Below are 25515 nucleotides of genomic sequence, written 5' to 3'. Positions count from 1 at the left end.
GGCGGGTTACCCTGGAGCCATGCGAGTTCTGGCGGCGATGAGCGGTGGTGTCGACTCGGCGGTGGCCGCAGCCCGGGCGGTCGACGCCGGGCACGACGTGGTCGGTGTGCACCTGGCGCTGAGCCGCATGCCCGGGACCCTGCGCACCGGCAGCCGCGGCTGCTGCACGATCGAGGACTCGATGGACGCCCAGCGCGCCGCGTCCGCGCTCGGCATCCCCTACTACGTGTGGGACTTCTCGGCCCGGTTCAAGGAGGACGTCGTCGACGACTTCGTGGCCGAGTACCAGGCCGGCCGCACGCCGAACCCCTGCATGCGCTGCAACGAGCGGATCAAGTTCGCGGCGCTGCTCGAGAAGGCGCTCGCCCTCGGGTTCGACGCCGTCTGCACCGGGCACTACGCCTCGATCGTCACCGGTCCGGACGGGTCGCGCGAGCTGCACCGCTCGGCGGCGTGGGCGAAGGACCAGTCGTACGTCCTCGGCGTCCTGACCGCCGAGCAGCTCCAGCACGCGATGTTCCCGCTCGGAGCGACGCCCTCGAAGGACGAGGTCCGGGCCGAGGCAGCAGCGCGAGGCCTCACCGTGGCGCAGAAGCCCGACTCCTACGACATCTGCTTCATCCCGGACGGCGACACCCGGGGCTGGCTGGCGGACCGCGTCGGCACGGCCCCCGGCGAGGTCGTCGAGCGGGACGGCACGGTCGTCGGTGCGCACGACGGGGCGACCGGGTACACGGTCGGACAGCGGCGCGGACTGCACCTCGGTCGACCGGCCCCGGACGGCAAGCCGCGGTTCGTGCTCGAGATCCGCCCGAAGGAGAACACCGTCGTCGTCGGCCCGAAGGAGGCGCTCGACGTGACGTCGATGTCCGGGTCGCGCTTCACCTGGGCCGGCACCGCGCCCGCCGACCCGTCCACGCCGTTCGCGTGCGACGTGCAGATCCGGGCGCACGCCGACCCGGTGCCCGCGACCGCACGGGTCACCGACGGCCAGCTGGTCATCGACGTCGACGAGCCGCTCTCGGGCGTCGCGCCGGGGCAGACCGCGGTCGTGTACGTCGGCACCCGGGTGCTCGGGCAGTGCACGATCGACGCGACGGTGTCGGCGGTACCCGCCTCCGTCTGACCGCGCGGCGCTCCCGGGTTGCCCGTCGGCTGCGCGTCCGGTCGGTGGTTGCCGGTAGAACTGAGGGCATGAGCGACACGACGCCCGCGGACTCGACGTTCGAGACGATCGACCCCGCCGCACTCGACGCGGCGCAGGCGCAGCGTGAGGTCGACCGGCTCCGGGCGCTGATCACCGAGCTGCGCAGCGCCTACTACTTCGGCGAGAACGGATCGACGGTCACCGACGCGGACTACGACGTCATGGCCCGACGTCTCGACGCCATCGAGCAGCGCTTCCCCGAGCTCGTCACCGAGGACAGCCCGACGCAGACCGTCGGCGCGCAGGTTCAGACGATCCAGTTCGCGCCGGTCGAGCACGCCGAGCGGATGCTCAGCCTCGACAACGTCTTCAGCCCGGACGAACTCGTCGACTGGGCGGTCAAGGTGCAGCGCGATGCCGGTGCCGAGCGCGTCCGGTTCCTCACCGAGCTGAAGATCGACGGGCTCGCGATCAACCTCCGCTACGAGAACGGTCGGCTCGTGTCGGCGGCGACGCGCGGTGACGGCGTCGTCGGCGAGGACGTCACCGGCAACGTCCGCACGATGGGCACGATCCCGGACCGCCTGTCCGGTTCCGGGCACCCGCCCCTCGTCGAGGTCCGTGGCGAGATCTTCTTCCCGGTCGAGCAGTTCGACGAACTGAACGCCAAGCAGCGCGACGCGGGGGAGCGGGTCTTCGCGAACCCGCGCAACGCGGCAGCCGGATCCCTCCGCCAGAAGGAAGAGGGCAAGTCCGAGGCGAAGCGCGAGCTCATGGTGGACCGGCTCCGTCGGCTGCGCATGCTCGTGCACGGCATCGGTGCGTGGCCCGTCCGCGAACTCGAACGGGACACCGACGTCCGCGCGCAGTCCGAGGTGTACGAGCTCCTGCAGACGTGGGGCCTGCCGACGAGTTCGCACTACCGGGTCTTCGACTCCATCGACGAGGTGCTGGCCTTCGTCAAGGACTACGGCGAGCGACGGGCCTCGGTCGAGCACCAGATCGACGGCATCGTGATCAAGGTCGACGACCTCGCCCTGCACGAGGAACTCGGGTCGACGTCGCGCGCCCCGCGATGGGCGATCGCGTACAAGTACCCGCCGGAAGAGGTCCACACGACGCTCCTCGACGTGGTCGTCAGCGTTGGTCGGACCGGTCGCGCCACGCCCTTCGCGGTGATGGCCCCGGCCGAGGTCGCCGGGTCGGTCGTGCGCCAGGCGACCCTGCACAACCAGCAGGTCGTCAAGGCGAAGGGCGTCCTCATCGGGGACACCGTCGTGCTCCGGAAGGCCGGCGACGTCATCCCCGAGGTGCTCGGTCCGGTCGTCGAACTCCGCGACGGCACCGAGCGCGAGTTCGTCATGCCGACGAACTGCCCCGAGTGCGGCACGCCCCTCGCCCCCGCGAAGGAAGGCGACATCGACCTCCGCTGCCCGAACGCGAAGAGCTGCCCGGCGCAGGTGCGCGGCCGGGTCGAGCACATCGCCTCCCGTGGCTCGCTCGACATCGAGGGGCTGGGCGAGGTCGCTGCCGCGGCCCTGACGCAGCCGCTCCACCCCGAGCAGCCCCCGCTCGAGACCGAGGCCGGCCTATTCGACCTGACGATGGAGGACATCGTCCCGATCGAGGTCATCGTCCGTGACGCCGAGACCGGCATGGAGAAGACCACCGACGACGGTGCGCCGAAGCGGGTGACGCCGTTCAGTCGGGCGCGCAAGAAGACCGACCCGCCGTTCGACCCCGACGCACGGGGAGCGGATTACACGGGCGAACCGAGCCGGTACCCGTCGAAGAACGCGTTCGAGATGCTCGCGAACATCGACGCCGCGAAGACGAAGCCGCTCTGGCGGATCATGGTCGGCCTGAGCATCCGGCACGTCGGGCCGGTGGCAGCCCGCGCGCTCGCGAACCACTTCGGGTCGCTCGACGCGATCCGGGCCGCCTCGCGCGAGGAACTCGCCGCGGTGGACGGTGTCGGCGGGATCATCGCCGACGCCCTGCTCGACTGGTTCGAGGTCGACTGGCACCGCGACATCATCGACCGCTGGACGGCGGCGGGCGTGCAGTTCACCACTCCCGGGCACCCCGGACCGGGCGCCGCGGACGAGGAAGGCGGCGTGCTCAGCGGGCTGACCGTCGTGGCGACCGGCTCCCTCGAGGGGTACAGCCGCGAGGGCGCGCAGGAGGCGATCATCGCCGCGGGCGGCAAGGCGGCCTCGAGCGTGAGCAAGAAGACGGACTTCGTCGCGGCCGGTCCCGGTGCCGGTTCGAAGCTCACGAAGGCCGAACAGCTCGGGGTCCGGATCATCGACGCCGAGCAGTTCCGCCTGCTGGTGACCGAGGGGCCGTCGGCGCTCGGCGACGCTGCCGGGGACGAGCCCGAGGGCTGAGTCCGACTCAGGAGCACGTCCGGCCTCGGTCTGCGAGGTACGGCGCGCCTGAGTGTGCACCCAGTTCGGGGGACAAGTTGCAGCGCGCACATCGTCGGGAAGGCTATTCTCCTTACACTCGCTAGAGCATCACCCGTCGTCTGCAGGGGGACGACGGGACGGCCTTCCCGGGGGAGACCCGATTGCTGCTCATCGCCGCGGCTCTGCTCACCGCCTCGATGCACTCGCTCGGAGTGGTCGAGGCCCCAGTCGCGCCCGCCACCCACTCCGCGGCCGTCGCGCATGCTTCCGCACAGGTCCCTGAGGGGACCTCAGGAGCCGCACCGGTCCTGACCGGGGTACACCTGACCGCGTCAGTGTCCGTGTCCGGGCCGTCGTCCGCGTCGGGTGGGGTCACCGTCGAGCACGGGCGGGCGTTCCTCACCGACCTGTCGTCGCTCAGCGGCGCGGACCTCCTCCGTGCCGGTCAGGACCGTCACGTGCTCGCGACCGCCGAGGACGACCCGCCGACCGCCGCCGAGGTCACCGCCTGGTGGTCCGGACTCTCGGACGACGAGCGCGACACGCTGACGACCCTCGCGCCGTCCGTCGTCGGGAACCTCGAGGGCGTGCCCTACGCGGTCCGCGACCGTGCGAACCGGGCGGTCCTCGCCACGGGTCTCGCCGACCACTCGGCCGCGGCCGCCGTGACCGCGATGCTCGGCCAGGTCCGCGACGCGCTCGTGCACGAGGTCGGTGCACCGGACCGGTACCTCATCACGCTCGACACGCGGGGAGCCGGGCGCGCGGCCATCGCCGTCGGGGACCTGGACACCGCCGCCGACGTCACGGTCGTCGTCCCCGGCATGTTCTTCACCGTGACCGGCCAGATGGCCGACTTCACGAACACCGCGAACGACCTCTACACCGAGCAGGCGACCGTGGCGGGTCTGGCGGCGCCCGGCTCGGGGAACGGCGTCGCCGTCGTGGCGTGGATGGGCTACCGCACGCCGGACCTGTCGAACATCATGTCGCTCGGCATGGCCAAGACGGGCGGGGAGCGCCTCGCCCGGACGGTCGGCGGGCTCCGGGAGATCCGCGACGGCGACGAGCCGCGCGTGAACATCGTCGCTCACTCGTACGGGTCGACCGCGGCGCTCATGGCGCTGGCCTCCGGGGAGATGAGCGCGGACACCCTGACGGTCCTGGGCTCCCCGGGGAGCGACGTGCGCACCTCGGCCGACCTGGCCGTCAGCGCCGGGCAGGTGTTCGTCGGCGACGCGCACAGCGACCCGATCGCCGGCTCCGGGTACTTCGGCACCGATCCCGGCTCCGCGGGGTTCGGCTCGACCGTGCTCGACCTGACCGGCGGCGTCGACGTGCAGGAGGCCGGCGAGGTGTTCCGCCGACCGGTCGGGCACAACGACTACCTCAAGCCGGGGACGGCGTCGCTGCACGACGTCGCGCTCATCGCCGTCGGCCGCGGGGACCTCGTCCGCGAGCAGGTCCGGCGCGGTGAGCGCGGTGGCGACGGGCTGCCGCAGGCGTCGCCGGACATGTACCTCGTCCGACCGCAGGACCTCCAGCCCCGCGACTGATCCTGGGTGGCTACCTGAGCAGCGGTGCAGCCTGGACTCGTTCCACGGCAGAACCAGTCCAGATCGTGACCGTACGGTGCCCTGCATGCGTGTGGTGCGATGGCCTGGTGCTCTCCTGACGTTCGTCGCGATGTCGGCGCTGGCCGGCATGCTCGTCGCCGTGGCCGTCACGCCGGGGGTCGCCGTCGCGGGCGAGAGCACGTCCGGGGCGGTGTCCTTCTTCGAGGACCTGCCGAGCTACCTCGACATCCAGACGCCGCAGCAGGTCTCCTCCGTCTATGCGGAGAAGGGCGGACAGCAGGTCAAGATCGCCTCGTTCTACGCCGAGAACCGCACGACCGTGGCGTCCGGGGCGATGGCGAAGACGCTCAAGCAGGCGGCGATCGACACCGAGGACCCCCGCTTCTACGACGAGGGCGGCATCGACGTCGTCGGCACGCTCCGTGGTGCGGCGGCGACGGTCGTCGGCGGTGACGTGCAGGGCGGGTCGAGCATCACCCAGCAGTACGTGAAGAACGTCCTCGTGCAGCAGTGCGAGGAGCTCACGGGCAAGGACGCCGCGGACACCGAGAAGAAGGTCGCCGCGTGCTACGAGGACGCCGCCGGGGTGACCCCGCAGCGCAAGCTCCAGGAGATGCGGTACGCGATCGCCGTGAACAAGAAGTACTCGAAGGACCAGATCCTCACCGGGTACCTGAACCTCGTCGGGCTCGGCGGCCGCGTGTACGGCGCCGAGGCCGGTGCCGAGTACTACTTCGGCGTGCACGCGAAGGACCTCTCGCTCGTCCAGTCGGCCACCCTCGTCGCGATCCTCAACAACCCGTCGAACCTTCGCATCGACCAGCCGTCGAACGCCGACAACGGCGCGAAGAACGGCTACGCCGCCACCAAGGAACGCCGCGACTACGTGCTGCAGCGCATGTACGTTCACCACGACATCACGAAGGCGCAGCTCGAGCAGGCGAAGGCGACACCGGTCACGCCGAAGATCACCGCCACCGCCAACGGCTGCTCGTCGGCCGCGACCGGGTACGACGCCGGCTACTTCTGCGACTACGTGCGCGACCAGGTGCTGCAGGACCCGGCGTTCGGCAAGACGGCCGCCGAGCGCATCGCGACGCTCGACACCAAGGGCCTCGAGATACACACCTCGCTCGACCTCGACCTGCAGTCCCAGGCGCAGACCGCGCTGTCGACCTACGTCCCGTCGACGATGGCCGGCGTCGACGTCGGCGGATCGAACGTCACCGTGGAGCCGGGAACCGGCCGGATCCTCTCGATGGTGCAGAACACGCAGTACACCCAGGGCGACACCTCGACGGCCGGGTCGACCGCGGTGAACTACAGCGCCGACAGCGGGTACGGCAACTCGGGCGGGTTCCAGACCGGCTCGACGTACAAGGTGTTCACGCTCGCAGAGTGGCTCGCCACCGGGCACACGCTCTCGCAGTCCGTGTCGACGACCGAGCACACGTTCCAGAACTCGGAGTTCACGAACACCTGCCAGAACGTCAGCGGCGGGACCTGGCCGGTGTCGAACGCCGAGAACGTGCCGTCGTCGATGACCGTGCAGGCCGCGACGTCGGAGTCGATCAACACCGCCTACGCCGCGATGGGCAAGCAGCTCGACCTGTGCAAGATCGCGCAGCTCGCCCAGTCGATGGGCATCCACCCGGCGGCCGGCGGCTCGCTCGGACAGACCCCGTCGTCGATCCTCGGCGTGAACAACCTGTCCCCGATCGACCTCGCCGAGGCCTACGCGGGCTTCGCGAACGGCGGCGTCGTCTGCACGCCGACCGCCATCGACTCCGTCACCGAGTCGGACGGTACGAAGATCACCCCGACGCCGTCGTCCTGCACGCAGGGTGTCGCTGCCGACGTGGCCGGGACGGTCGACTACGCGTTGCAGGGCGTCCTCACCGGGTCCGGCACGGCCGCGAGCGCCAACCCCGGCGACAGCACCCCGAAGTTCGCGAAGACCGGCACCACCGACGGTGACGTGCAGAACTGGCTCGTCGCGTCGAGCACGAAGTACACGAACGCGACCTGGATCGGCAACGTCCAGGGCAACGTGAGCCTGGCGAACTGGCCGTTCCTGCAGGGGACCACCGGGTACAGCGCGAAGTTCGGCGTCGGCAAGTCGATGATGTCGTACCTCGACCAGACCGTCGGCGGTGGCACGCTGCCGGCTGCGGACCCGGCGATGATCGGTCAGACCAGCCACACGTCGTCGAGCGGATCGTCGGGCGCGTCCCAGGGTGACGCGGCAGCGACGCAGCAGCAGGACCAGCAGCAGGGTCAGCAGACGGGAGCGCAGCAGCCGGCACAGCAGTCTCCACAGAAGCCGCAGGGGAAGCAGAAGGGCCACTGAGGCACCAATAGACTGGTGCGCAATCCACGAACCGATCGACGGAGCACCATGCCTGACATCACGAGCGAGCAGGTCGCCCACCTGGCGAACCTCGCACGTATCGCACTCACGCCCGAAGAGATCGAGAAGCTCACGGGGGAGCTGTCGCACATCGTCGACAGCGTCGCCAAGGTCACCGAGGTCGCCACCCCGGACGTCCCGGCGACCAGCCACCCCGTGCCGCTCGGCAACGTCACCCGACCCGACGTGGTCGGTCCGACCCTCACGCAGGAGCAGGCGCTCTCGGGCGCACCCGACTCCGACGGCGAACGGTTCCGCGTGACGGCCATCCTGGGAGAAGAGCAGTGACCGACATCACGAAGCTGAGCGCCGCGGCGCTCGCCGACGCCCTCGTGGCGCGCGACGTCTCGAGCGTCGAGGCCACCCAGGCGCACCTCGACCGCATCCAGGCCGTGGACGGCGACGTCCACGCCTTCCTGCACGTCAACCAGAACGCGATCGCCGCGGCGAAGTCGATCGACTCCCGCCGTGCCGCCGGTGACGACCTCGGTCCGCTCGCCGGCGTGCCGATCGCGATCAAGGACGTCCTGTGCACACAGGATATGCCCACGACGTCCGGCTCGAAGATCCTCGAAGGCTGGGTGCCGCCGTACGACGCCACCCCGGTCGCGAAGCTCCGTGCCGCCGGCCTCGTGCCGCTCGGCAAGACGAACATGGACGAGTTCGCCATGGGCTCGACGACCGAGTTCTCGGCGTACGGCCCGACGCACAACCCGTGGGACCTCGACCGCATCCCCGGTGGCTCCGGCGGCGGTTCGGCCGCCGCGGTCGCCGCGCACGAGGCACCGCTCGCCCTCGGCTCGGACACCGGCGGCTCGATCCGTCAGCCGGGTGCCGTCACCGGAACCGTCGGCGTGAAGCCGACCTACGGCGGGGTGAGCCGCTACGGCGCGATCGCCCTGGCCTCCAGCCTCGACCAGGTCGGCCCGGTGTCGCGCACCGTCCTCGACGCCGCGCTGCTGCACGACGTCATCGGCGGGCACGACCCGCGTGACTCCACGAGCATCCCCGACGCCTGGCCGTCCATGGCGGCCGCTGCGCGCGAGGGCCTGCAGGCGGACACGCTGCGCGGCCTGCGCGTCGGCGTGGTGAAGGAGCTCGCCGGTGGCGAGGGCTTCCAGGCGGGCGTCACCCAGCGCTTCCACGAGACCGTCGCCCTGCTCGAGTCGGCCGGTGCCGTCGTCGTCGAGATCGACGCCCCGTCGTTCGCCTACGCGATCAGCGCGTACTACCTGATCCTCCCGGCCGAGGCGTCGTCGAACCTCGCGAAGTTCGACTCCGTGCGCTTCGGGCTCCGCGTGACGCCCGAGAACGGCGCCACCGTCGAGGACGTCATGGCCGCCACGCGCGAGGCCGGTTTCGGTCCCGAGGTGAAGCGCCGCATCATCCTCGGCACGTACGCGCTGAGCGCCGGCTACTACGACGCCTACTACGGGTCGGCGCAGAAGGTCCGCACCCTCGTGCAGCGTGACTTCCAGGCCGCGTTCGAGCAGGTCGACCTGCTGGTCAGCCCGTCGGCCCCGACGACCGCGTTCCCGATCGGTGAGCGCATCGACGACCCGCTGGCGATGTACCTCAACGACCTGACGACGATCCCGGCGAACCTCGCCGGCGTCCCGGGCATGAGCATCCCGAACGGCCTCGCTCCCGAGGACTCGCTGCCCACGGGCGTGCAGCTCATGGCACCGCAGCGCGAGGACGCCCGGCTCTACCGGTACGGCGCCGCCCTCGAACGCCTGCTCGAGCAGCAGTGGGGCCGCCCGCTCATCGACAGCATCCCGGACCTCGACCAGAGTCAGCAGTCCGCTGCGCAGGAAGGTGTGATCTGATGGCGCAGAAGGACGCGCTGATGGACTTCGACGAGGCACTCCGGCTGTACGAGCCGGTCCTCGGCTTCGAGGTCCACGTCGAGCTCGCGACGAAGACCAAGATGTTCTCGGACGCGCCGAACTTCTTCGGCGGCGAGCCGAACACGAACGTGACGCCGGTCGACCTCGGGCTCCCCGGGTCGCTGCCGGTCGTCAACGCGCAGGCCGTGCGGTACTCGATCCAGCTCGGGCTCGCGCTCGGCTGCTCGATCGCCGAGTCCTCGCGGTTCGCCCGGAAGAACTACTACTACCCGGACAACCCGAAGAACTACCAGATCTCGCAGTACGACGAGCCGATCGCGTACGAGGGCGAGGTCGAGGTCGAGCTCGCCGACGGCACCATCTTCACCGTGCCGATCGAGCGCGCCCACATGGAAGAGGACGCCGGCAAGCTGACGCACGTCGGCGGTGCCACGGGCCGCATCCAGGGTGCCGAGTACTCGCTCGTCGACTACAACCGCGCCGGGGTCCCGCTCGTCGAGATCGTCACGAAGCCGATCTTCGGTGCCGAGGAGCGCGCACCCGAGCTCGGCGCGGCGTACGTGCAGGTCATCCGTGACCTCGTCCGGGCGCTCGGCGTCTCCGAGGCCCGCATGGAACGCGGTAACCTCCGCTGCGACGCGAACATCTCGCTGCGTCCCCGCGGGCAGGAGAAGCTCGGCACGCGCACGGAGACGAAGAACGTCAACTCGTTCCGGGCCGTCGAGCGGGCCATCCGCTACGAGATCCAGCGTCAGGCCGCGATCCTCGCCGCCGGTGGGTCGATCACGCAGGAGACCCGGCACTGGCACGAGGACACCGGTCGCACCTCGGCCGGCCGTCCGAAGTCCGACGCCGACGACTACCGCTACTTCCCGGAGCCCGACCTGCTCCCGGTCGTGCCGGACCCGGCCGTGATCGAGGAGCTCCGCGCCTCCCTGCCCGAGGCCCCGGTGGCACGTCGCCGTCGGCTCAAGGGCGACTGGGGCTTCACCGACCTCGAGTTCCAGGACGTCGTGAACGGCGGGCTGCTCGACGAGCTCGAGGGGACCGTCGCCGCCGGTGCCGCACCGCAGGCCGCCCGCAAGTGGTGGACGGGTGAGATCAGCCGTGTCGCGAACACGCGGGACGCCGCCCCCGGTGACCTCGTCTCGCCGCAGCACGTCGCCGAGCTCATCGCCCTCGTCGAGTCCGGTGACCTGACCGACCGCCTGGCACGCCAGGTCCTCGAAGGCGTCATCGCTGGCGAAGGGTCGCCGTCGCAGGTCGTCGAGTCGCGTGGGCTCAAGGTCGTGTCGGACGACTCGGCGCTCACCGCCGCGGTCGACCAGGCGCTCGCCGCACAGCCCGACGTCCTCGCCAAGATCAAGGACGGCAAGGTCCAGGCCGCCGGCGCCATCATCGGCGCCGTCATGAAGGCCATGCAGGGCCAGGCGGACGCCGCCCGCGTCCGCGAGCTGGTGCTGGAGCGCGCGCAGCAGTCGTAGACGAGTTCAGGGCACGGACGGAAGGCGCGGTGCCGGCTGGCACCGCGCCTCCCGTCGATCCTGGGGACGCGTCAGCGACCCGGTGACAGGATGAGTCGTGTCCGCAACGATCCGCGCCATCGGTACCGCCGTCCCCGAGACGACACTCGAGCAGGCTGCGGTGCGCGACCTCTTCGCGTCGCAGCCCGAGCTGGGCCGGCTCGGCAGGCGGCTCGTCCCCGCCGCGTTCGACGCCTCCGCCGTGGAGCACCGGCACACGGTGCTCGAGGAACTCGACAGCACGCGGCCGTCCGGCGTCTTCCGCGACGACCAGGGCGTGCTGCGGTCCCCGTCGACCGGCACCCGGAACGACCGGTACCGTGAGCTCGCCCCGGCCCTGTTCGTGGCGGCCGCCCGCGACGCCGTGGATCGCTCGGACGTGACACCCGAGTCGATCACCCACGTGGTGACCGTCTCGTGCACCGGGTTCACCCAGCCCGGCCCCGACCTCGACGTCGTCACCGAACTCGGCATCCCGCGCACGGTCTTCCGTCAGCACATCGGGTTCATGGGGTGCTGCGCGGCGTTCCCGGCGCTCCGCATCGCTGCGGCGTTCGCCGAGTCCGTGCCGTCCGCCGTGGTGCTCGTCGTCTGCGCCGAGCTCTGCACGCTGCACGTCCGGGCGAGCGACGACCCGGACCAGATCGTCGCCAACAGCGTCTTCGGGGACGGTGCGGCGGCGGCCGTGGTCACCGCCGACGGCGCCGGACTCCGCCTGGACGACTTCGCGACGACGGTCGTGCCCGAGGGTGCGTCCGAGATGGCGTGGAACATCGGCGACGAGGGCTTCGAGATGGTGCTCAGCACGGCCGTCCCGAAGCTCGTCGGTGCCACGGTCGCCGAGGCCGTCGCACCGCTGCTGTCCGCCGTGGGCTCCGCCGCCGTCGACGTTCCGACCTGGGCCGTGCACCCGGGCGGTCGCGCGATCCTCGACCGGACGCAGGTCGCCCTCGGGCTGCCGGACGCCGCCCTCGCGGCGAGCCGCGGCGTCCTCCGCGACCACGGGAACGTCTCGAGTGCCACCGTGCTCTTCGTGCTCCGCCAGGTGCTCGACGACGGCATCGACGACGGTGCCCCCGTCATCGCGCTCGCGTTCGGACCGGGCCTGACGGTCGAGGCCGCCCGACTCACCGCCGTCGGCAGCACGCGACCGTCGATCCCGGCCCGCGAGCAGGACGAACCGGTCGAGGCGGCGACGGCAGCAGCCCGCGACCATGCGGTCGAGACGGCGACCACGGGCGTCTCGTGAGCCGCACCGAGGGGATCGATCCGCGCCTCCCGGCCGTCGACCTGACCACGCGCGCACTGGACCTCCACGAACTCATGGACGACCCGGACTGCGACCCGCGCGCGCTCGCTCGGACGTTCCGGCGCTTCGCCGTGGTGAACGCACTCGTGAGCGGCTGGCGCTCCGCGTGGCGGACGCACGTCGCGCCGGCGCTCCCCGCGAACGGGCGGGGACGCGTGCTCGACCTCGGGTGCGGCGGCGGCGACCTCGCGCGGGCGCTCGTCCGGTGGGCCGCTGCCGACGGGTTCGACGTCGAGGTCGTCGGGGCCGACCCGGACGCGCGGGCGATCGACGCGGCGACCCGGTCCACCCCGCGCGGTGTCACCTTCCGGCAGCAGTCGAGCGCCGAGCTCATCGCCGCGGGGGAGCGGTTCGACGTCGTCGTGTCGAACCACGTGCTGCACCACCTCGGCGACGAGGAACGGCGCGGGTTCCTCGCGGACTCCGAACAGCTGGCGACGAGCCGCAGCCTGCACTCGGACATCCGGCGGTCGCGCTCGGCCTACCGGGCGTACGCGGTCGGTTCGACGCTGGTCGCGGCCGGCACCTTCGTGCGGGTCGACGGGTTGCGCTCGATCCGGCGGAGCTTCACGCTGCCGGAACTCCAGGACGTCCTGCCCTCCGGGTGGCGGGCGGAGCGGGCGGCACCGCACCGGGTCCTCGCGATCCGCGACGCCTGACGTCCCCGGAGGGCGCTAGCGTCGCTGCATGGCCACGCCCCACCTGCACCGCGTCGCGGTCCTCGTGCTCGACGGGGCCAAGCCGCTCGACGTCGGGATCCCGGCGCAGGTCTTCTCGAACCGCCCGAGCATGCCGTACGAGGTCCGGGTGTGCGGCCCCCGCGTGGGTCGCATCGCCGGGGGAGACGGCCTCGCGTACGCGGTCGACCACGGGCTGGACGCCCTCGGGTGGGCCGAGACGGTCTTCGTGCCCGGGTACCGGTTCCCCGCGGACACGCCACCCCCGGCCGACGTGGTGGCGGCGCTCGGGCAGGCGCACGAGCGGGGCGTCCGGATCGCGGCGATCTCCACCGGGGCGTTCGCCCTGGCCGCCGCGGGACTGCTCGACGGCCGCCGTGCGACCACGCACTGGCACTACACGCGGGTGCTCCGCGACCGGTACCCCGAGGTCGACGTGGACGAGGACGTGCTGTTCGTCGACGCCGGGTCGGTCCTGACGAGTGCGGGCGCGGCGAGCGGGATCGACCTGTGCCTGCACATCGTCCGGCAGGACCACGGGGTCGGGCTGTCGAACCACGTCGCACGGCGCCTCGTGAGTGCCCCGTACCGGAGCGGCGGGCAGGCGCAGTACGTCCCGCGGAGCATGCCCGAGCCACTCGGGGACGTCTTCGCCGAGACGCGGGAGTGGGCGCTCCGACACCTCGCCGACCCGCTGACGCTCGAGGTCCTCGCCCGGAACGCGACGGTCTCGCCTCGGACGTTCTCGCGGCGCTTCGTCGAGGACACCGGGTACACGCCGATGCAGTGGGTGCTCCGCGCTCGGGTCGACCTCGCACGGGAGCTGCTCGAGCGCTCGGACCTCGCCGTCGACCAGGTCGCCGAGCGGGCGGGGCTCGGGTCGGACGCCAACCTGCGGACGCACTTCCGTCGGATCCTCGGGACCTCGCCGACCGAGTACCGGCGGACCTTCCAGGACTGACCGCGTCGCCGCAGTGGTGGCGACATCCTTTCGAACGCTGGCTTCCCAGCCACTGGAGCCGCGCCTCCCGGGCCGTGAGCATGGACCGCGGAACGAAAGGAAGTCCACATGACCCGCATCGCGATCAACGGCTTCGGCCGCATCGGCCGCAACACCCTCCGCGCGCTCCTCGCACGGGGAGGCGACGACCTCGAGGTCGTCGCCGTCAACGACCTCACCGCACCCGAGACGCTCGCCCACCTGTTCCGGTACGACTCCGCGCTCGGCCCGTTCGCCGGGACCGTCGAGGTCGACGGGGACACCCTCGTCATCGACGGACAGCGCATCCGCGTCCTCGCGTCGCGCGAGCCGGCGGAGCTCCCGTGGGGCGACCTCGGCGTCGAGGTCGTGCTCGAGTCGACCGGCCGGTTCACCGTGCGCGACGCAGCGGCGGGACACCTCACCGCGGGAGCCCGCCGCGTCCTCATCAGCGCGCCCGCCACCGGCGCGGACGCCACCATCGCGTACGGCGTGAACTCCGACGTGTACGACCCGGCGGTGCACACCGTCGTCTCGAACGCCTCGTGCACGACGAACGCGCTCGCGCCGCTGGCGTCGGTGCTCGACGACCTCGCGGGCATCGAGCACGGGTTCATGACGACCGTGCACGCCTACACGCAGGAGCAGAACCTGCAGGACGGTCCGCACCGCGACCTGCGTCGGGCGCGTGCCGCCGGGGTGAACATCGTGCCGACGTCGACCGGAGCGGCCAAGGCCATCGGGCTCGTGCTGCCGCGGCTCGACGGCAAGCTGTCGGGTGACGCGATCCGGGTGCCGGTGCCGGTGGGGTCGATCGTCGAGCTGAACACCGTGGTGTCGCGGGACGTCACCGTCGAGGAGGTCAACGAGGCCTACCGTGCCGCCGCCGCCGGGCCGCTCGCGGGGGTGCTGGCGTTCACGGCGGACCCGCTCGTGTCGACGGACATCACGGGGCGGCCGGAGTCGAGCGTGTTCGACTCGCTGCTCACCCGTGTCGACGAGGGGCGGCACGTGAAGGTGGTCGCCTGGTACGACAACGAGTGGGGGTTCTCGAACCGGGTGGTCGACATGCTGGGGCTGCTGGCGCGCGCGTAGCGCGGCGCGGCGCGCGCGCGCGGCGCGGCGGTCTCGCCGAGTCTCGGCGCGGCGGACAGTTTCGCGGCCCGGCGGCCCGCATCTCGTCCGCCCGGCCGAGTCTCGGGGCGCGCGACCACGGGGTGGGCGCGAGCACGGTCGGACGGGAGGCGCGGTGCGGGCTGGTACCGCGCCTCCCGTCCGGCCGTGGGTGCGTTCCAGGGGCGGTGTGGGTCGTGCCGCGGAAGCGACAGCGCACAGGGTGCGCGCGATGGTGCTGCCGCTGGAGCGACAGTGTGCCGCGATCGTCGTGCGGCACACTGCCGCTTTCGCGGGCGCGGGCGCGGCGGCCGCGCAGGCGCGCGGCGCGGCGCGCGGGCGCCCGCTCGCGCGCCGCGGCGCGTCAGCGGATCAGCGCCGTGGTGCTCGCGAAGGCGCGGGAGCGCACGGCCTGCCGGTAGCGGTCGAGCGCGGCGTCGTCGGCCCCGACGGACTCCAGCGCCGCCAACCCCGCCCCGAGCACGGGAGGATCGGTCACCCACGTCGGCACCGCTCCGGGCACCCGGGCAGCGAGGCCGTCGACGACGCCCTCGACGAGCAGGGGATCCCGTGCCGCGAGCACCCCGCCGCCGAGGACCACGGGCACCGGGCTCGCAGCCGAGCCACCCAGACCGAGACGCTCGAGCGCGACCGCAGCGAGCAGGACGATCTCCTCGGCCTGCCGCGCGACGACGCCGACGGCCACGGCGTCGCCCATGCCGGCGACCTCGAACAGCACCGGGCACAGCCGGTTGAACACCCGCTGGTCGAGGCGGCCGAAGTGGATGGCCTCGGTCACCTCGCGGACGCTGCGGAGACCCAGTGCCGCCGGGACGGCCGTGACCAGGGCCGTCGCCGGTCCGCGACCGTCGTCGGCACGGGCTGCGTGCCACAGCGCACGGTTGCCGAGGTACGCGCCGCCGCCCCAGTCGCCGGAGACGTCCCCGATGGCGGGGAACCGTGCGGTGGTGCCGTCGGCCCGGACCGCGAGCGCGTTGATGCCCGTGCCGCAGACGACCGCGGCGGCGTCCGGCGACAGGGTCCCCGCCCGCAGCAGTGCGAACAGGTCGTTGTCGAGGACGTGCGGCGCGCCGCCGTCGGCCTCCCAGTGCGCGAGCGCCCCGGTCGCCGCGACGAGTTCGTCGTGCAGGTCGAGCCCGGCCAGGTACACGTGCGTCGTCCGGATCCGACGGTCGCCGAGGTCGCCGACGACCCGCGCCCGGACGTCGTCGAGGATCGGCCCGGCGACGTCCCACCCGCGGGTCTGCGGGTTCGAGCCGGGGCCCCGTGCGTGCCCGACGATCGAACCGTCGAGTGCGATCGCGACGACGTCCGTCTTGCTGCCGCCACCGTCGACGGCCAGGACGACGTCGCTCGGCGCCGGCGGGACGGGTGCGGGCGGACGGGTCGCTCGGGCGGTGCCGACGCCGCCCCCGGACGCTCCGGCTCCGTTCAGCCCGCCCACGTCAGCTGCTCCGATCGCGTCCACGGCAGGTGCTCCGCGTTCGCGGCCAGGAGCAGGTCGGTGAGCCGTTCGGCCTTGTCGACCTGCCCGACGAGCGGGTGCGCCCACATCGCGCGGAGCACGCGGTCGCGGCCTCCGTGCACGGCGGCGGCGAGGGCGAGGCGTTCGTACCCGGCGACGTGCGACACGAGTCCGACCATGTCGGCGTCGAGCGGCGCGACGGGCAACGGTGTGATCGCCGCGCGGGTGACCCGGGCCGGGACCTCGATCACGTGGTCGTCGGGGAGGAACGGGAACGTGCCGTCGTTGCGCACGTTGAGGACCTGCACATCACCGCGGTCGCCGAGGATCGAGGAGAGCACGTCGATCGCCGCCTCGGAGTAGTAGGCGCCGCCCCGCTGCTCGAGCTCGGCGGGCTTCGTCACGACGGACTCGTCCGCGTACTTCGCGAGCAGGGCCCGCTCGGTCTCCATGACGGCCTCGGCACGGGTGGGCGCGTGCAGCTGTTCCTCGAGCACGACGTCGTGGCTGTAGAAGTAGCGCAGGTAGTACGAGGGCACGGCGTGCTGCAGCCGGATGAGGTCGGCCGGCATGTGCACGCTCTCCGCCATCCGGTCGAGGGCACCGGTGTCGGCACGGAGCAGGTCGGACAGGACGTCGCGCTCGCCGGAGCCGTCCGTCACGTGGACGCCGCGCTCCCACGTCAGGTGGTTCAGACCGACGTGGTCGAGCCGGACGGCCGACGGAGCGACGTCGAACTCCTTCGCGAAGCGCCGCTGGAACCCGATCGCCACGTTGCAGAGCCCGACGGCCCGGTGCCCCGCTTCGAGCAGTGCACGGGTGACGATGCCCACCGGGTTCGTGAAGTCGACGATCCACGCGTCCGGCTTGGCGTACCGCTTGACGAGCGACGCGTACTCGAGCACGACCGGCACGGTGCGGAGCGCCTTCGCGAACCCGCCGGGCCCGGTGGTCTCCTGCCCGATGCAGCAGGCCTCGTGCGGCCAGGTCTCGTCCTGGTGCCGGGCGGCCTGCCCGCCGATCCGGAGCTGGAACATGACGGCGTCGGCGTCCGAGACCCCGGCGACGACGTCGTCCGTGACGTGGATCGTGCCCGGGTGGCCGGCGTGGGCGAACATCCGCTTCGCGACACCGCCGACGAGTTCGCGCCGGACGGGATCGGGGTCGACGAGCCACAGCTCGTCGATGGGCAGCTGGTCGCGGAGCCGGGCGAAGCCGTCCACGAGTTCGGGGGTGTAGGTGGATCCGCCACCGATGACTGCGAGTTTCACTGTGGTGCTATCCCTTCACGCCGGTGAGCGCGATGCCCTCGACGAATGCCTTCTGTGCGAAGAAGAAGATGATGACGACGGGCACCATGACGACGACGGTCATCGCCATCGTCATCGACCAGTCGGTGCCGTGTTGGCCGCGGAACGTGGCCAACCCGTACGCCACCGGCCAGGCGGCCTGGTTCTCGGAGGCGTACAGGAGCGGGCCGTAGTAGTCGTTCCACGAGTGGAAGAACATGAAGATCGCCGCCGACGCGATGCCCGGGCGGGCCATGGGGACGACCACGCGCCACAGCACGCCCCACTCGCTGCATCCGTCCATGCGAGCGGCGTCCCCGTACTCCTTCGGGATCGTCATGAAGAACTGACGGAGCAGGAAGATGCTGAACGCGTCGCCGAGCAGGTTCGGCAGGATGAGCGGCCAGAGCGTGCCGGTGAGGTGCAGCTCGGACCACATCACGTAGACCGGCACCGCGGTGACCTGCGGGGGCAGGAGCATCGCGACGATGATCACGGTGAAGATCAGGTTCGCGCCACGGAACTTGATCTGGGCGAGCGCGTACGCCGCCGGGACCGAGCTGACGAGCATGAACGCGGTGGCGAGCACGGCGTACATCGACGAGTTGCCGAACCACTGCACGAGCGGCAGTTCGGTGAACACCCGGCCGTAGTTCGAGAAGTCGAACGGGCGCGGCACGATCGACGCGGTGAGTGCCTGGTTGCTCGACATCAGCGACGTCAGGATGACGAACACGATCGGCGCGATGGTCAGGACGCCGAGCGCGACGAGTGCGGCGTGCTCGGCGATCCAGACCAGCAGGCTGCGGCGCGGACCGCGGGCGGAGCCGGACGCCGCACCGCGGGGAGCCCGGGCGAGCGGGGACTGGGACACGGCGGTCATCAGGACTCCTCTGGTCGGAAGACGGAGATGCGGCGCATCGTGAGGACGAGCACCACGGCGGTGACCACGAACAGCACCACGGCCATCGCGGACGCGTAGCCGAACTGGAAGTTCGCGAACCCGTGCTGGTAGAGCAGCTCGGTGTAGGTGAGCAGCGAGGTGCCCGGGTAGCCGAGCTGCGCCGCGGTGCCTCCGCCGATCGTGGCCTTGCCGCTGGCGACGCCCGACGCGACGGCGGCCTCGGTGAAGTACTGCAGGGCCGCGATCACCCCCGTGACGGCGGCGAACCCGATGACCGGCGCGATCGTCGGCAGCGTGATGTGCCGCACCTGCTGGACGCCGTTCGCCCCGTCGAGCGACGCGGCCTCGTACAGGTCGCGCGGCACGTCGAGGAGCGACGCCAGGAAGATGATCATGATGTCGCCCATCACCCAGACGCCCATGATCACGAGCGAGGGCTTCGACCACGCGGGGTCGTTGAACCACAGCGGGCCGTCGATGCCGAACACCCGCAGGACCTGGTTCACGGGGCCGGTGCCGGGGTTGAACAGGAAGACGAACGCGACGACGCTCGCGACGGGAGGCACCAGGGCGGGCAGGTAGAACAGCGTCCGCCAGAACCCGGTCGCCGTCTTCGCGCGGCTGAGCAGTCCCGCCACGAGCAGCCCGCAGACGATCCGGACCGGCACGAGGATGACCACGAACCACAGCGTGTTCACGACCGCGGGGCCGATCTGCGGGTCCTGGGTGAAGAGGAACCGGTAGTTCAGCAGCCCGACGAACTCGGGTTCCTGCAGCTGGTTGTAGCGCGTGAACGAGTAGAAGATCGACGCGACGAGCGGGTACGCGAAGAAGATCACGAGGCCCGCCAGGGCCGGGGCGAGCATCGTCAGCGCGACCAGGCGACGGCGGGACTCGGCGGAGCGGCGCCGACGTGGCCGGCTCCCGGGGGCCGTCGAACGCGACCCGGCGCTGGCCGGCGGCCGGGAGGCGCGGGTGGGCCGCGCCTCCAGGCTGCCGGTCTCAGGGGTGGTGACGTCGGTCATGGTCACGGACCAGCCAGCTGGTTGGCGTTGTCGATGTCCGAGTCGAGCTTCTTGAGCTTCGCGTCGAGGTCGCCGCCGTTCTGCTGGTACGCCTGCCAGAACTTCGTGAAGGTGCCGATGTAGGCGGCGCCGTCCGCGGTGCCCGGCGAGGTCATCGTGTCCTTGTCGCCCGCGACGTCGACGAAGGTCTTGTAGTTCTCGTCGACCTCGAGCTTCGGCGACTCGAGGGCCGAGGTAAGCGTCGGGATGTTCTTCAGCCCGTTGCCCATCGTGACCTGCGCGTCGGTGTTCGTCGAGAGGTACTTCAGCAGCGCCCAGGCCAGCTCGGGGTGCTTGGACCCCTTCGCGATGCCCGCCACGTTCCCCGCGATGTAGGTCGATCCGTAGTTGCCGAGGCCGTCCATCACCGGGGTCGGCGCGGTGCCGTAGTCGAGGTCCGGCTTCTGGTCCTTGATGAAGGCGGTGCGGTACTCGCCGTCGATCTGCATCGCGACCTGACCGGTCTGGAACGCGTTGTCGGCGGCGAACTCCTGGCCGAGCCCCGAGGTGAAGGCCTTGAGCTTGTCGTAGCCGATCTCGTCGACGAAGCCCTTCTGCCAGGTGATGAGCTTCTTCCAGGCGTCGGACGTGCCGATCACGCTGTTGCCCTTCGCGTCGAGCCACGAGCCGTCGACCATCGGGGCCCAGTGCTCGGGGGAGTTCTCGTAGAAGTCGATGAGCGGGTTGAACCCGAGCTGCTTGATCGACCCGTCGGCGTTGTACGTGGTGAGCTTCAGCGCGTCGGCCTTGAGCTCGTCGAGCGTCTTCGGCGGGGTCGTGATGCCCGCCTTCGCGAGCAGCGGCTTGTTGTACATCAGCGCACTGACGTCGGCGAGGGCCGGCAGGGTGCAGCGCGTGCCCTTGTACTGCGTGTACGACTGCACGGCCTTCGGGATGTCCGACAGGTCGACATCGTCACGCTTGATGTACGGCGACAGGTCGCGGAAGGCGCCCGAGGAGCAGAAGCTGCCCACGATGGCGGTCGAGTACGACAGGCCCACGTCGATGTTCTGGCCGGACGAGATCGCCTTCTGCAGCTTCTCGTCGTCCTGGCCGGCGTGGATGTCGACCGTGACGCCGGGGTTCTCCTTCTCGAACCCGGCGACGGCGCTCTTCACGACGCCGGCTTCGCGACCGGTGAAGAAGTGCCACAGGGACACGGCGCCCTTGAGGTCCTTCGGTGCGCTCTTCTCGATCGAGTCGGCGCTGCTGCCGGAGCTGCAGCCCGCGACGACGAGGGCGCCCACGGCGGCGACGGCCGTGGCGGTGACGATGCGGCGGAACGTCCGGCGGTGCGGGACGTTCGGTTGGGGGAGGGACACTGCGGTACTCGCTCTCTGGTCTCGCTCCGACGCGGTGCGGTCGCGGTGCCGCACGCCGGACGGATCCGGGCGTGCGACGTCGTTTCCGGGCGCGCCGAAGAGCCCTGGGACAGGGCCGGGTGATGGTGCCTCGAGTGGTGCGGGTGGGGTGGTGCTGGTCAGGGGCGCTCGGCCGGGTCCGGTGCGGGCACATCGTCGCTGATGCGCTCGAGCCGATCCGCGAGCGCGGTGCGGACGACGTCGATGAGGACGTGCCGCGCACCGTGCAGGACGGGGGTGTCGGGGACGCCGGGGGCCACGACGGCGGTGGACCAGCGCGTGCGGGTCCGGAGCCAGGCGGTCACGGCGGCGGCCAGGGCGGGGCCGCCCGCGATCCCGGTCGGGCCGTGCAGCACGACCGTCTCGGGATCGGCGACGGCGAGGGCGGGGAGCACGTTGTGCCCGACACGCTCGCCGAGGGCGGTGGTGAACGGGTGCTGCTCGGGGAGCCCGGGCAGCTGCGGGAGCACCTGGCGCCAGTCGGCAGCGGTGCCGTCCGGTGCCGTGATCCCGTGTTCGGCGGCGAGGGCGATGATCGCGGACTCGGAGATGAGGTCAGCGACGATCGTGGCCGTCGGGTCGATGGAGCGTGCGTCTGCGGGCACGCCGAGGTAGCCGATCTCGCCGGCGGCACCGGACGCGCCGGTGTGCAGGTGGCCGCCGAGGTCGAGCGCCATGCCGAGGCCCTCGGCCATCCAGAACAGGGCGAACGACCCGGGGGTCCGTCCGGCGCCCATGTTCCGTTCGGCGATCGCCGCGAGGTTGGCGTCGTTCTCGATGACGACGCGGACCCCGAGTGCGGCGGAGAGCGTCGCGGCGACCCGGTCACGGGGCCAGCCGGGCAGGCCGTCGGTGAAGATGAGGGTGTCGGTCGCGTGGTCGACACTCGCCTGGACCCCGACGCCGACCGCGGTGACGAGGTCCGGGTCGACGCCCGCGGCCGCCGCGGCCCGGGAGATCGCGGCGGCGACGATGTCGGCACCGGGCGCGCGCATCTCGGCCGGGGACATCGTGTGGGTCGCGACCGGGAAGGTCCGGCCCGCGGCGTCCACCACGGTGCTCCGGACGTCGACGAGCTGGACGTCGACCGCCACGCCGAGGTCGCGGTCGGTGATCGCTTCGTAGACCACCGCGCTCGGGCCCCGGCGACCGGCCTGCGATGCGGTGCCGGCTTCGCGGATGAGGGCCGCCGCCTCGAGCCGCCGGATGATCTCGGCCGCGGTCGGCTTGCTGAGCCCGGTGCGCTGGGCGATCTCGTTGCGGGTGAGCGGCCCGTCGTCGAGCAGGAGCTCGAGCGCGGCCCGGTCGTTGAGGACACGCAGGAGGCCGGGCTGGCCGGGGGTGCGTCCTCGAGTGGTCATGTCGAGGACTGTAACGGACAACCTTCTTTACTGAAAGGTTTGTTTACCGATTCGAAACACGCGTTCCGCTCCGCGAAACGTGCGGAGCGGAACGCGCGGCGCCGAACGGGCGGCGCGGGACGTGCGGTGCGGGACGTCGACGTCGCGGACGGGCCCTACGGGCGCAGGAGCACCTTGATCGCGCGACGCTCGTCCATCGCGCGGTACGCCTCCGCCGCCTCGTCGAGCGGGAGCTCAAGGTCGAAGACGCGGCCCGGCTCGATCGCACCCGAGAGCACGTCCGGCAGCAACTCGGGGATGTACGTGCGCGCCGGGGCCATGCCGCCCGCGATGGTGATGTTCGTGTCGAAGAGGTACCGCGTGCCGATCGTCGGCACCCCGTGCGGGACCCCGACGAAGCCGAGGTTGCCACCCGGGCGGACCGAGTGCAGTGCCTGGTCCATGCTCTCCTCGGTGCCGACGGCCTCGACCGCGCAGTCGGCCAGGTCGCCGCCGAGCAACTCGCGGATCGCCGCGACGCCCTCCTCGCCACGCGCCTCGACGACGTCCGTCGCGCCGAACTCGCGCGCGAGCGCCTGTCGGTCCGCGTGCCGGCTCATCGCGATGATCCGCTCGGCACCGAGCCGCTTCGACGCGAGGACGGCGGACAGCCCGACCGCGCCGTCGCCCACCACGACGACCGTCTTGCCCGGGCCCACGGCTGCCGACACCGCGGCGTGGTGCCCGGTGGAGAAGACGTCCGACAGGGTGAGGAGCGAGGGGACGAGCGCCGGGTCGACCGGGCCCGGCACCGCGACGAGCGTCGCGGAGGCGTCCGGGATGCGGACGTACTCGGCCTGGGCGCCGCCGACGGGGTCGCCGTACGCGTCCTTCCCGCCGAAGCCGGACAGGTGGTCGCAGCCGGTCGTCATGCCGTGGCGGCAGGCCTGGCACGTGCCGTCGTTCATGGTGAAGGGGGAGATGACGAAGTCGCCGACGTGCAGGTCCGTGACGGCGTCGCCCACCGCGACGACCTCGCCGACGAGCTCGTGGCCGATCGGACGCGGCTGCTTCGTCGGCGTGACGCCCCGGTACGGCCAGAGGTCCGACCCGCACACGCACGCCGCGACGACCTTGACCACGACGTCCTTCGGCGTGATGAGGTCGGGCTGGTCGCGGTCCTCGACACGGATGTCGTTCGGGGCGTGGATGATCGCAGCGCGCAAGGGTGTGCCTTCCGTCGAGATGGTGGGGTGTGCGGCCGGTTGACGTCGTCCGGGCCCGGGACGACAGTACCCTCGTGCGGGTGGACGACGACCGGTACGGCAGTGACGTGCTCTCGGGCGACTGGCGCTCGCGCGGGGTGCAGAAGGTGCGGCAGGTGCCGCTCGAGCGAGACATGGTCCTCGAGGACCCGACGACCGGCTGGGCCGGCGCCGTGGTGCGGCTCGAGGCCGGCAACGTGGAGCTCGAGGACTGGAAGGGACGCACCCGGTCGTTCCCCTTCAGCGGGCAGTTCCTGCTCGAGGGCGAGCTCGTCACGCTGGGCCGCCCGCAGGCGCCGGTGGGGCGGCGCTCTCCGGCTGGCGGTGCGGGTGCCGGTCCGGCGGACGGCGCGGGTCCCGGGAGGCGCGGCTCGGCCCCGGCGGTCCGGCACGCGTCCGACGGTGGTCGCCTCCGCACCGCGTCCGGATCGTTCGCCGTGGAGTCGCAGCGCGCCCGGGTGGCACTGCCCTCCCGGATCATGGTGGAGGGCAAGCACGACGCCGAACTCGTCGAGAAGGTCTGGGGAGCCGACCTCCGGGTCGAGGGCGTCGTCGTCGAGGAGCTCTCCGGCGTCGACAACCTGGCCGACGTGCTCGACGACTTCCGGCCCTCGCGCGACCGTCGTGTCGGCGTGCTCGTGGACCACCTCGTGCCGGGCTCGAAGGAGTCCCGCTTCGCCGACGCCGTGATGCGGGGGAAGTGGGGCGCGCACGTGCTCGTCGTCGGGCACCCGTTCGTCGACGTCTGGCAGTCGGTGAAGCCCGCCCGCGTCGGACTCCAGGCGTGGCCGACGATCCCGCGCTCGATCGAGTGGAAGAAGGGTATCTGCCAGGCGCTCGGGTGGCCCGCCGCCGAGCAGGCCGACATCGCCCGGGCGTGGCAGCGGATCCTCGGGCAGGTGCGCACCTTCGCCGACCTCGAGCCGCAGTTGCTCGGTCGTGTCGAGGAGCTCATCGACTTCGTGACCGAGCCGACGGACTGACGACCCGGCCGTTTCGTCGACTTCCGCGGGATGCCGGGGGTGATCCGCGCCTCCAGGCCTACGCTTGGAGCATGGACGGCATCGACGGACGCGTGCGCAGCGCTGTCGAGGTCTGGCTGCGCTGGCTGCCCCGCTGGCAGATCGGCACCGCGCGGCCCCGGACACGCATCTGCCGCAAGTGCACCGGCTCACCGATCGCCACCGCCGCGGGCTTCGGACCGGACGTGCCGCACGCCGTCCAGCACGCGTTGATCGGCCGCATCTCGACGATCATCGAGGACGCCGTCGACGACTACACCGCCAAGAACCTGCCCCTGCTGCAGCGCGAACTCGAGCGGGCCGCGGCACGCAAGCGTCACGCCGGGTACCAGCCGACCGAGGGCCTGCAGCCGGAGTTCCAGGGCCTCGACGTCGACCCGGAGCCGTCACCGGGGGAGCCGTTCCTCTTCACGCTCGGCGAGCTGACCGGGACGGGCGCGCACGAGCAGGCGCCACGCGAACCCCTGTCGGACGAGGCGAAGTCGGCGCTCCGTCACGAGATCGCCCTCTCCGACGAGTGCGCCCGTTCCACCGGCACGGCGGTCTGCCTGGCGCTCATCGACCACCGGCCGCGGATCGCCGAGGCGGTCGAACGCCTCGTCGAGCCGCAGATCGAGGCCCTGGTGTCGGACATGTTCCGCGGGTTCGACGGGCCGGAGGCACCGCGCGCCGGGCTGTTCTGACCGGTGTGCGGTCGGGGCGGGCCGGGTCGGGCTGCGTGCGGTCGGGTGCGGTGCTCGCCGTGCCGTGCGAGCCTGACCACTCCGTGCGTCGCTGTTTCACCGCAC

Annotated in this window: 20 protein-coding genes; 13 read left to right on the top strand and 7 right to left on the bottom strand. The window is 71.8% G+C overall.

Annotated elements, in window-relative coordinates:
- Positions 1-19 precede the first annotated feature (19 nt).
- From mnmA to gap, 11 genes are all read left to right on the top strand, one after another.
- Positions 20-1126, top strand: a complete 1107-nt coding sequence (mnmA, locus tag ACEN8D_RS06580; RefSeq protein WP_413398331.1) for a tRNA 2-thiouridine(34) synthase MnmA — start codon at positions 20-22, stop codon at positions 1124-1126.
- Between the two features lie 68 nt (positions 1127-1194).
- Positions 1195-3537 (top strand): NAD-dependent DNA ligase LigA, encoded by a 2343-nt coding sequence (gene ligA / locus ACEN8D_RS06575; protein WP_413398332.1) that lies wholly within the window; start codon positions 1195-1197, stop codon positions 3535-3537.
- A 362-nt stretch (positions 3538-3899) separates the two neighbouring features.
- A complete protein-coding gene (locus ACEN8D_RS06570; RefSeq protein WP_309888265.1) occupies positions 3900-5114 on the top strand; it encodes an alpha/beta hydrolase in 1215 nt (404 codons plus the stop codon).
- A gap of 85 nt (positions 5115-5199) precedes the next feature.
- Positions 5200-7485: a transglycosylase domain-containing protein gene (locus ACEN8D_RS06565; protein WP_413398333.1), complete on the top strand. Its 2286-nt coding sequence runs from the start codon at positions 5200-5202 to the stop codon at positions 7483-7485.
- Positions 7486-7533: 48 nt separating this feature from the next.
- Entirely contained in the window at positions 7534-7833 is a 300-nt protein-coding gene (gene gatC / locus ACEN8D_RS06560; RefSeq protein ID WP_070416660.1) for an Asp-tRNA(Asn)/Glu-tRNA(Gln) amidotransferase subunit GatC, read from the top strand.
- A complete protein-coding gene (gatA, locus tag ACEN8D_RS06555) occupies positions 7830-9374 on the top strand; it encodes an Asp-tRNA(Asn)/Glu-tRNA(Gln) amidotransferase subunit GatA (RefSeq protein WP_070416659.1) in 1545 nt (514 codons plus the stop codon). Before gatC ends, gatA begins: the two co-directional genes overlap by 4 nt.
- Complete coding sequence (gene gatB / locus ACEN8D_RS06550) at positions 9374-10879, top strand: Asp-tRNA(Asn)/Glu-tRNA(Gln) amidotransferase subunit GatB (RefSeq protein WP_071295008.1); 1506 nt, start codon at positions 9374-9376, stop codon at positions 10877-10879. The genes gatA and gatB overlap by 1 nt, the downstream gene beginning before the upstream one ends.
- A gap of 97 nt (positions 10880-10976) precedes the next feature.
- Positions 10977-12167: a type III polyketide synthase gene (locus ACEN8D_RS06545; protein WP_413398334.1), complete on the top strand. Its 1191-nt coding sequence runs from the start codon at positions 10977-10979 to the stop codon at positions 12165-12167.
- Positions 12164-12886 carry a methyltransferase domain-containing protein gene (locus tag ACEN8D_RS06540; protein ID WP_083295014.1) on the top strand — a complete coding sequence of 241 codons (723 nt, stop codon included), beginning with the start codon at positions 12164-12166 and terminating at the stop codon, positions 12884-12886. The genes ACEN8D_RS06545 and ACEN8D_RS06540 overlap by 4 nt, the downstream gene beginning before the upstream one ends.
- Before the next feature lie 28 nt (positions 12887-12914).
- The gene (locus ACEN8D_RS06535) at positions 12915-13865 is read left to right on the top strand and encodes a GlxA family transcriptional regulator (RefSeq protein WP_413398335.1); all 951 of its coding nucleotides are present in this window, start codon (positions 12915-12917) and stop codon (positions 13863-13865) included.
- A 108-nt stretch (positions 13866-13973) separates the two neighbouring features.
- Positions 13974-14978, top strand: coding sequence for a type I glyceraldehyde-3-phosphate dehydrogenase (gene gap, locus ACEN8D_RS06530; RefSeq protein ID WP_413461820.1), 1005 nt, complete (start codon positions 13974-13976; stop codon positions 14976-14978).
- Between the two features lie 382 nt (positions 14979-15360).
- Here the strand turns inward: gap and ACEN8D_RS06525 are convergent, their stop codons facing one another.
- From ACEN8D_RS06525 to ACEN8D_RS06495, 7 genes are all read right to left on the bottom strand, one after another.
- On the bottom strand, positions 15361-16461 hold the full coding sequence (locus ACEN8D_RS06525) for an N-acetylglucosamine kinase (protein WP_495601207.1): 1101 nt from the start codon (positions 16459-16461) through the stop codon (positions 15361-15363).
- Positions 16449-17753 carry a 6-phospho-beta-glucosidase gene (locus ACEN8D_RS06520; RefSeq protein WP_413399863.1) on the bottom strand — a complete coding sequence of 435 codons (1305 nt, stop codon included), beginning with the start codon at positions 17751-17753 and terminating at the stop codon, positions 16449-16451. The genes ACEN8D_RS06525 and ACEN8D_RS06520 overlap by 13 nt, the downstream gene beginning before the upstream one ends.
- 7 nt (positions 17754-17760) lie before the next feature.
- Positions 17761-18654 (bottom strand): carbohydrate ABC transporter permease, encoded by an 894-nt coding sequence (locus ACEN8D_RS06515; RefSeq protein WP_071295012.1) that lies wholly within the window; start codon positions 18652-18654, stop codon positions 17761-17763.
- Positions 18654-19700: a carbohydrate ABC transporter permease gene (locus ACEN8D_RS06510; RefSeq protein ID WP_495601206.1), complete on the bottom strand. Its 1047-nt coding sequence runs from the start codon at positions 19698-19700 to the stop codon at positions 18654-18656. Before ACEN8D_RS06510 ends, ACEN8D_RS06515 begins: the two co-directional genes overlap by 1 nt.
- Positions 19701-19702: 2 nt before the next feature.
- Entirely contained in the window at positions 19703-21061 is a 1359-nt protein-coding gene (locus ACEN8D_RS06505) for an extracellular solute-binding protein (RefSeq protein ID WP_413399663.1), read from the bottom strand.
- Positions 21062-21219: 158 nt separating this feature from the next.
- Positions 21220-22461 carry an ROK family transcriptional regulator gene (locus tag ACEN8D_RS06500; RefSeq protein ID WP_309778946.1) on the bottom strand — a complete coding sequence of 414 codons (1242 nt, stop codon included), beginning with the start codon at positions 22459-22461 and terminating at the stop codon, positions 21220-21222.
- Between the two features lie 155 nt (positions 22462-22616).
- On the bottom strand, positions 22617-23666 hold the full coding sequence (locus ACEN8D_RS06495; RefSeq protein ID WP_413399662.1) for a zinc-binding dehydrogenase: 1050 nt from the start codon (positions 23664-23666) through the stop codon (positions 22617-22619).
- An 80-nt stretch (positions 23667-23746) separates the two neighbouring features.
- Here ACEN8D_RS06495 and ACEN8D_RS06490 point away from each other — a divergent pair, with 80 nt between their 5' ends.
- Positions 23747-24688 carry a DUF3097 domain-containing protein gene (locus tag ACEN8D_RS06490; RefSeq protein ID WP_413461646.1) on the top strand — a complete coding sequence of 314 codons (942 nt, stop codon included), beginning with the start codon at positions 23747-23749 and terminating at the stop codon, positions 24686-24688.
- 71 nt (positions 24689-24759) lie between these two features.
- On the top strand, positions 24760-25410 hold the full coding sequence (locus tag ACEN8D_RS06485) for a spermidine/putrescine ABC transporter substrate-binding protein (protein WP_070416650.1): 651 nt from the start codon (positions 24760-24762) through the stop codon (positions 25408-25410).
- The last annotated feature ends 105 nt before the right edge of the window (positions 25411-25515 follow it).

This window comes from Curtobacterium sp. Curtsp22 (assembly GCF_059492135.1).
This window is presented reverse-complemented; position numbering and strand designations above follow the sequence as displayed.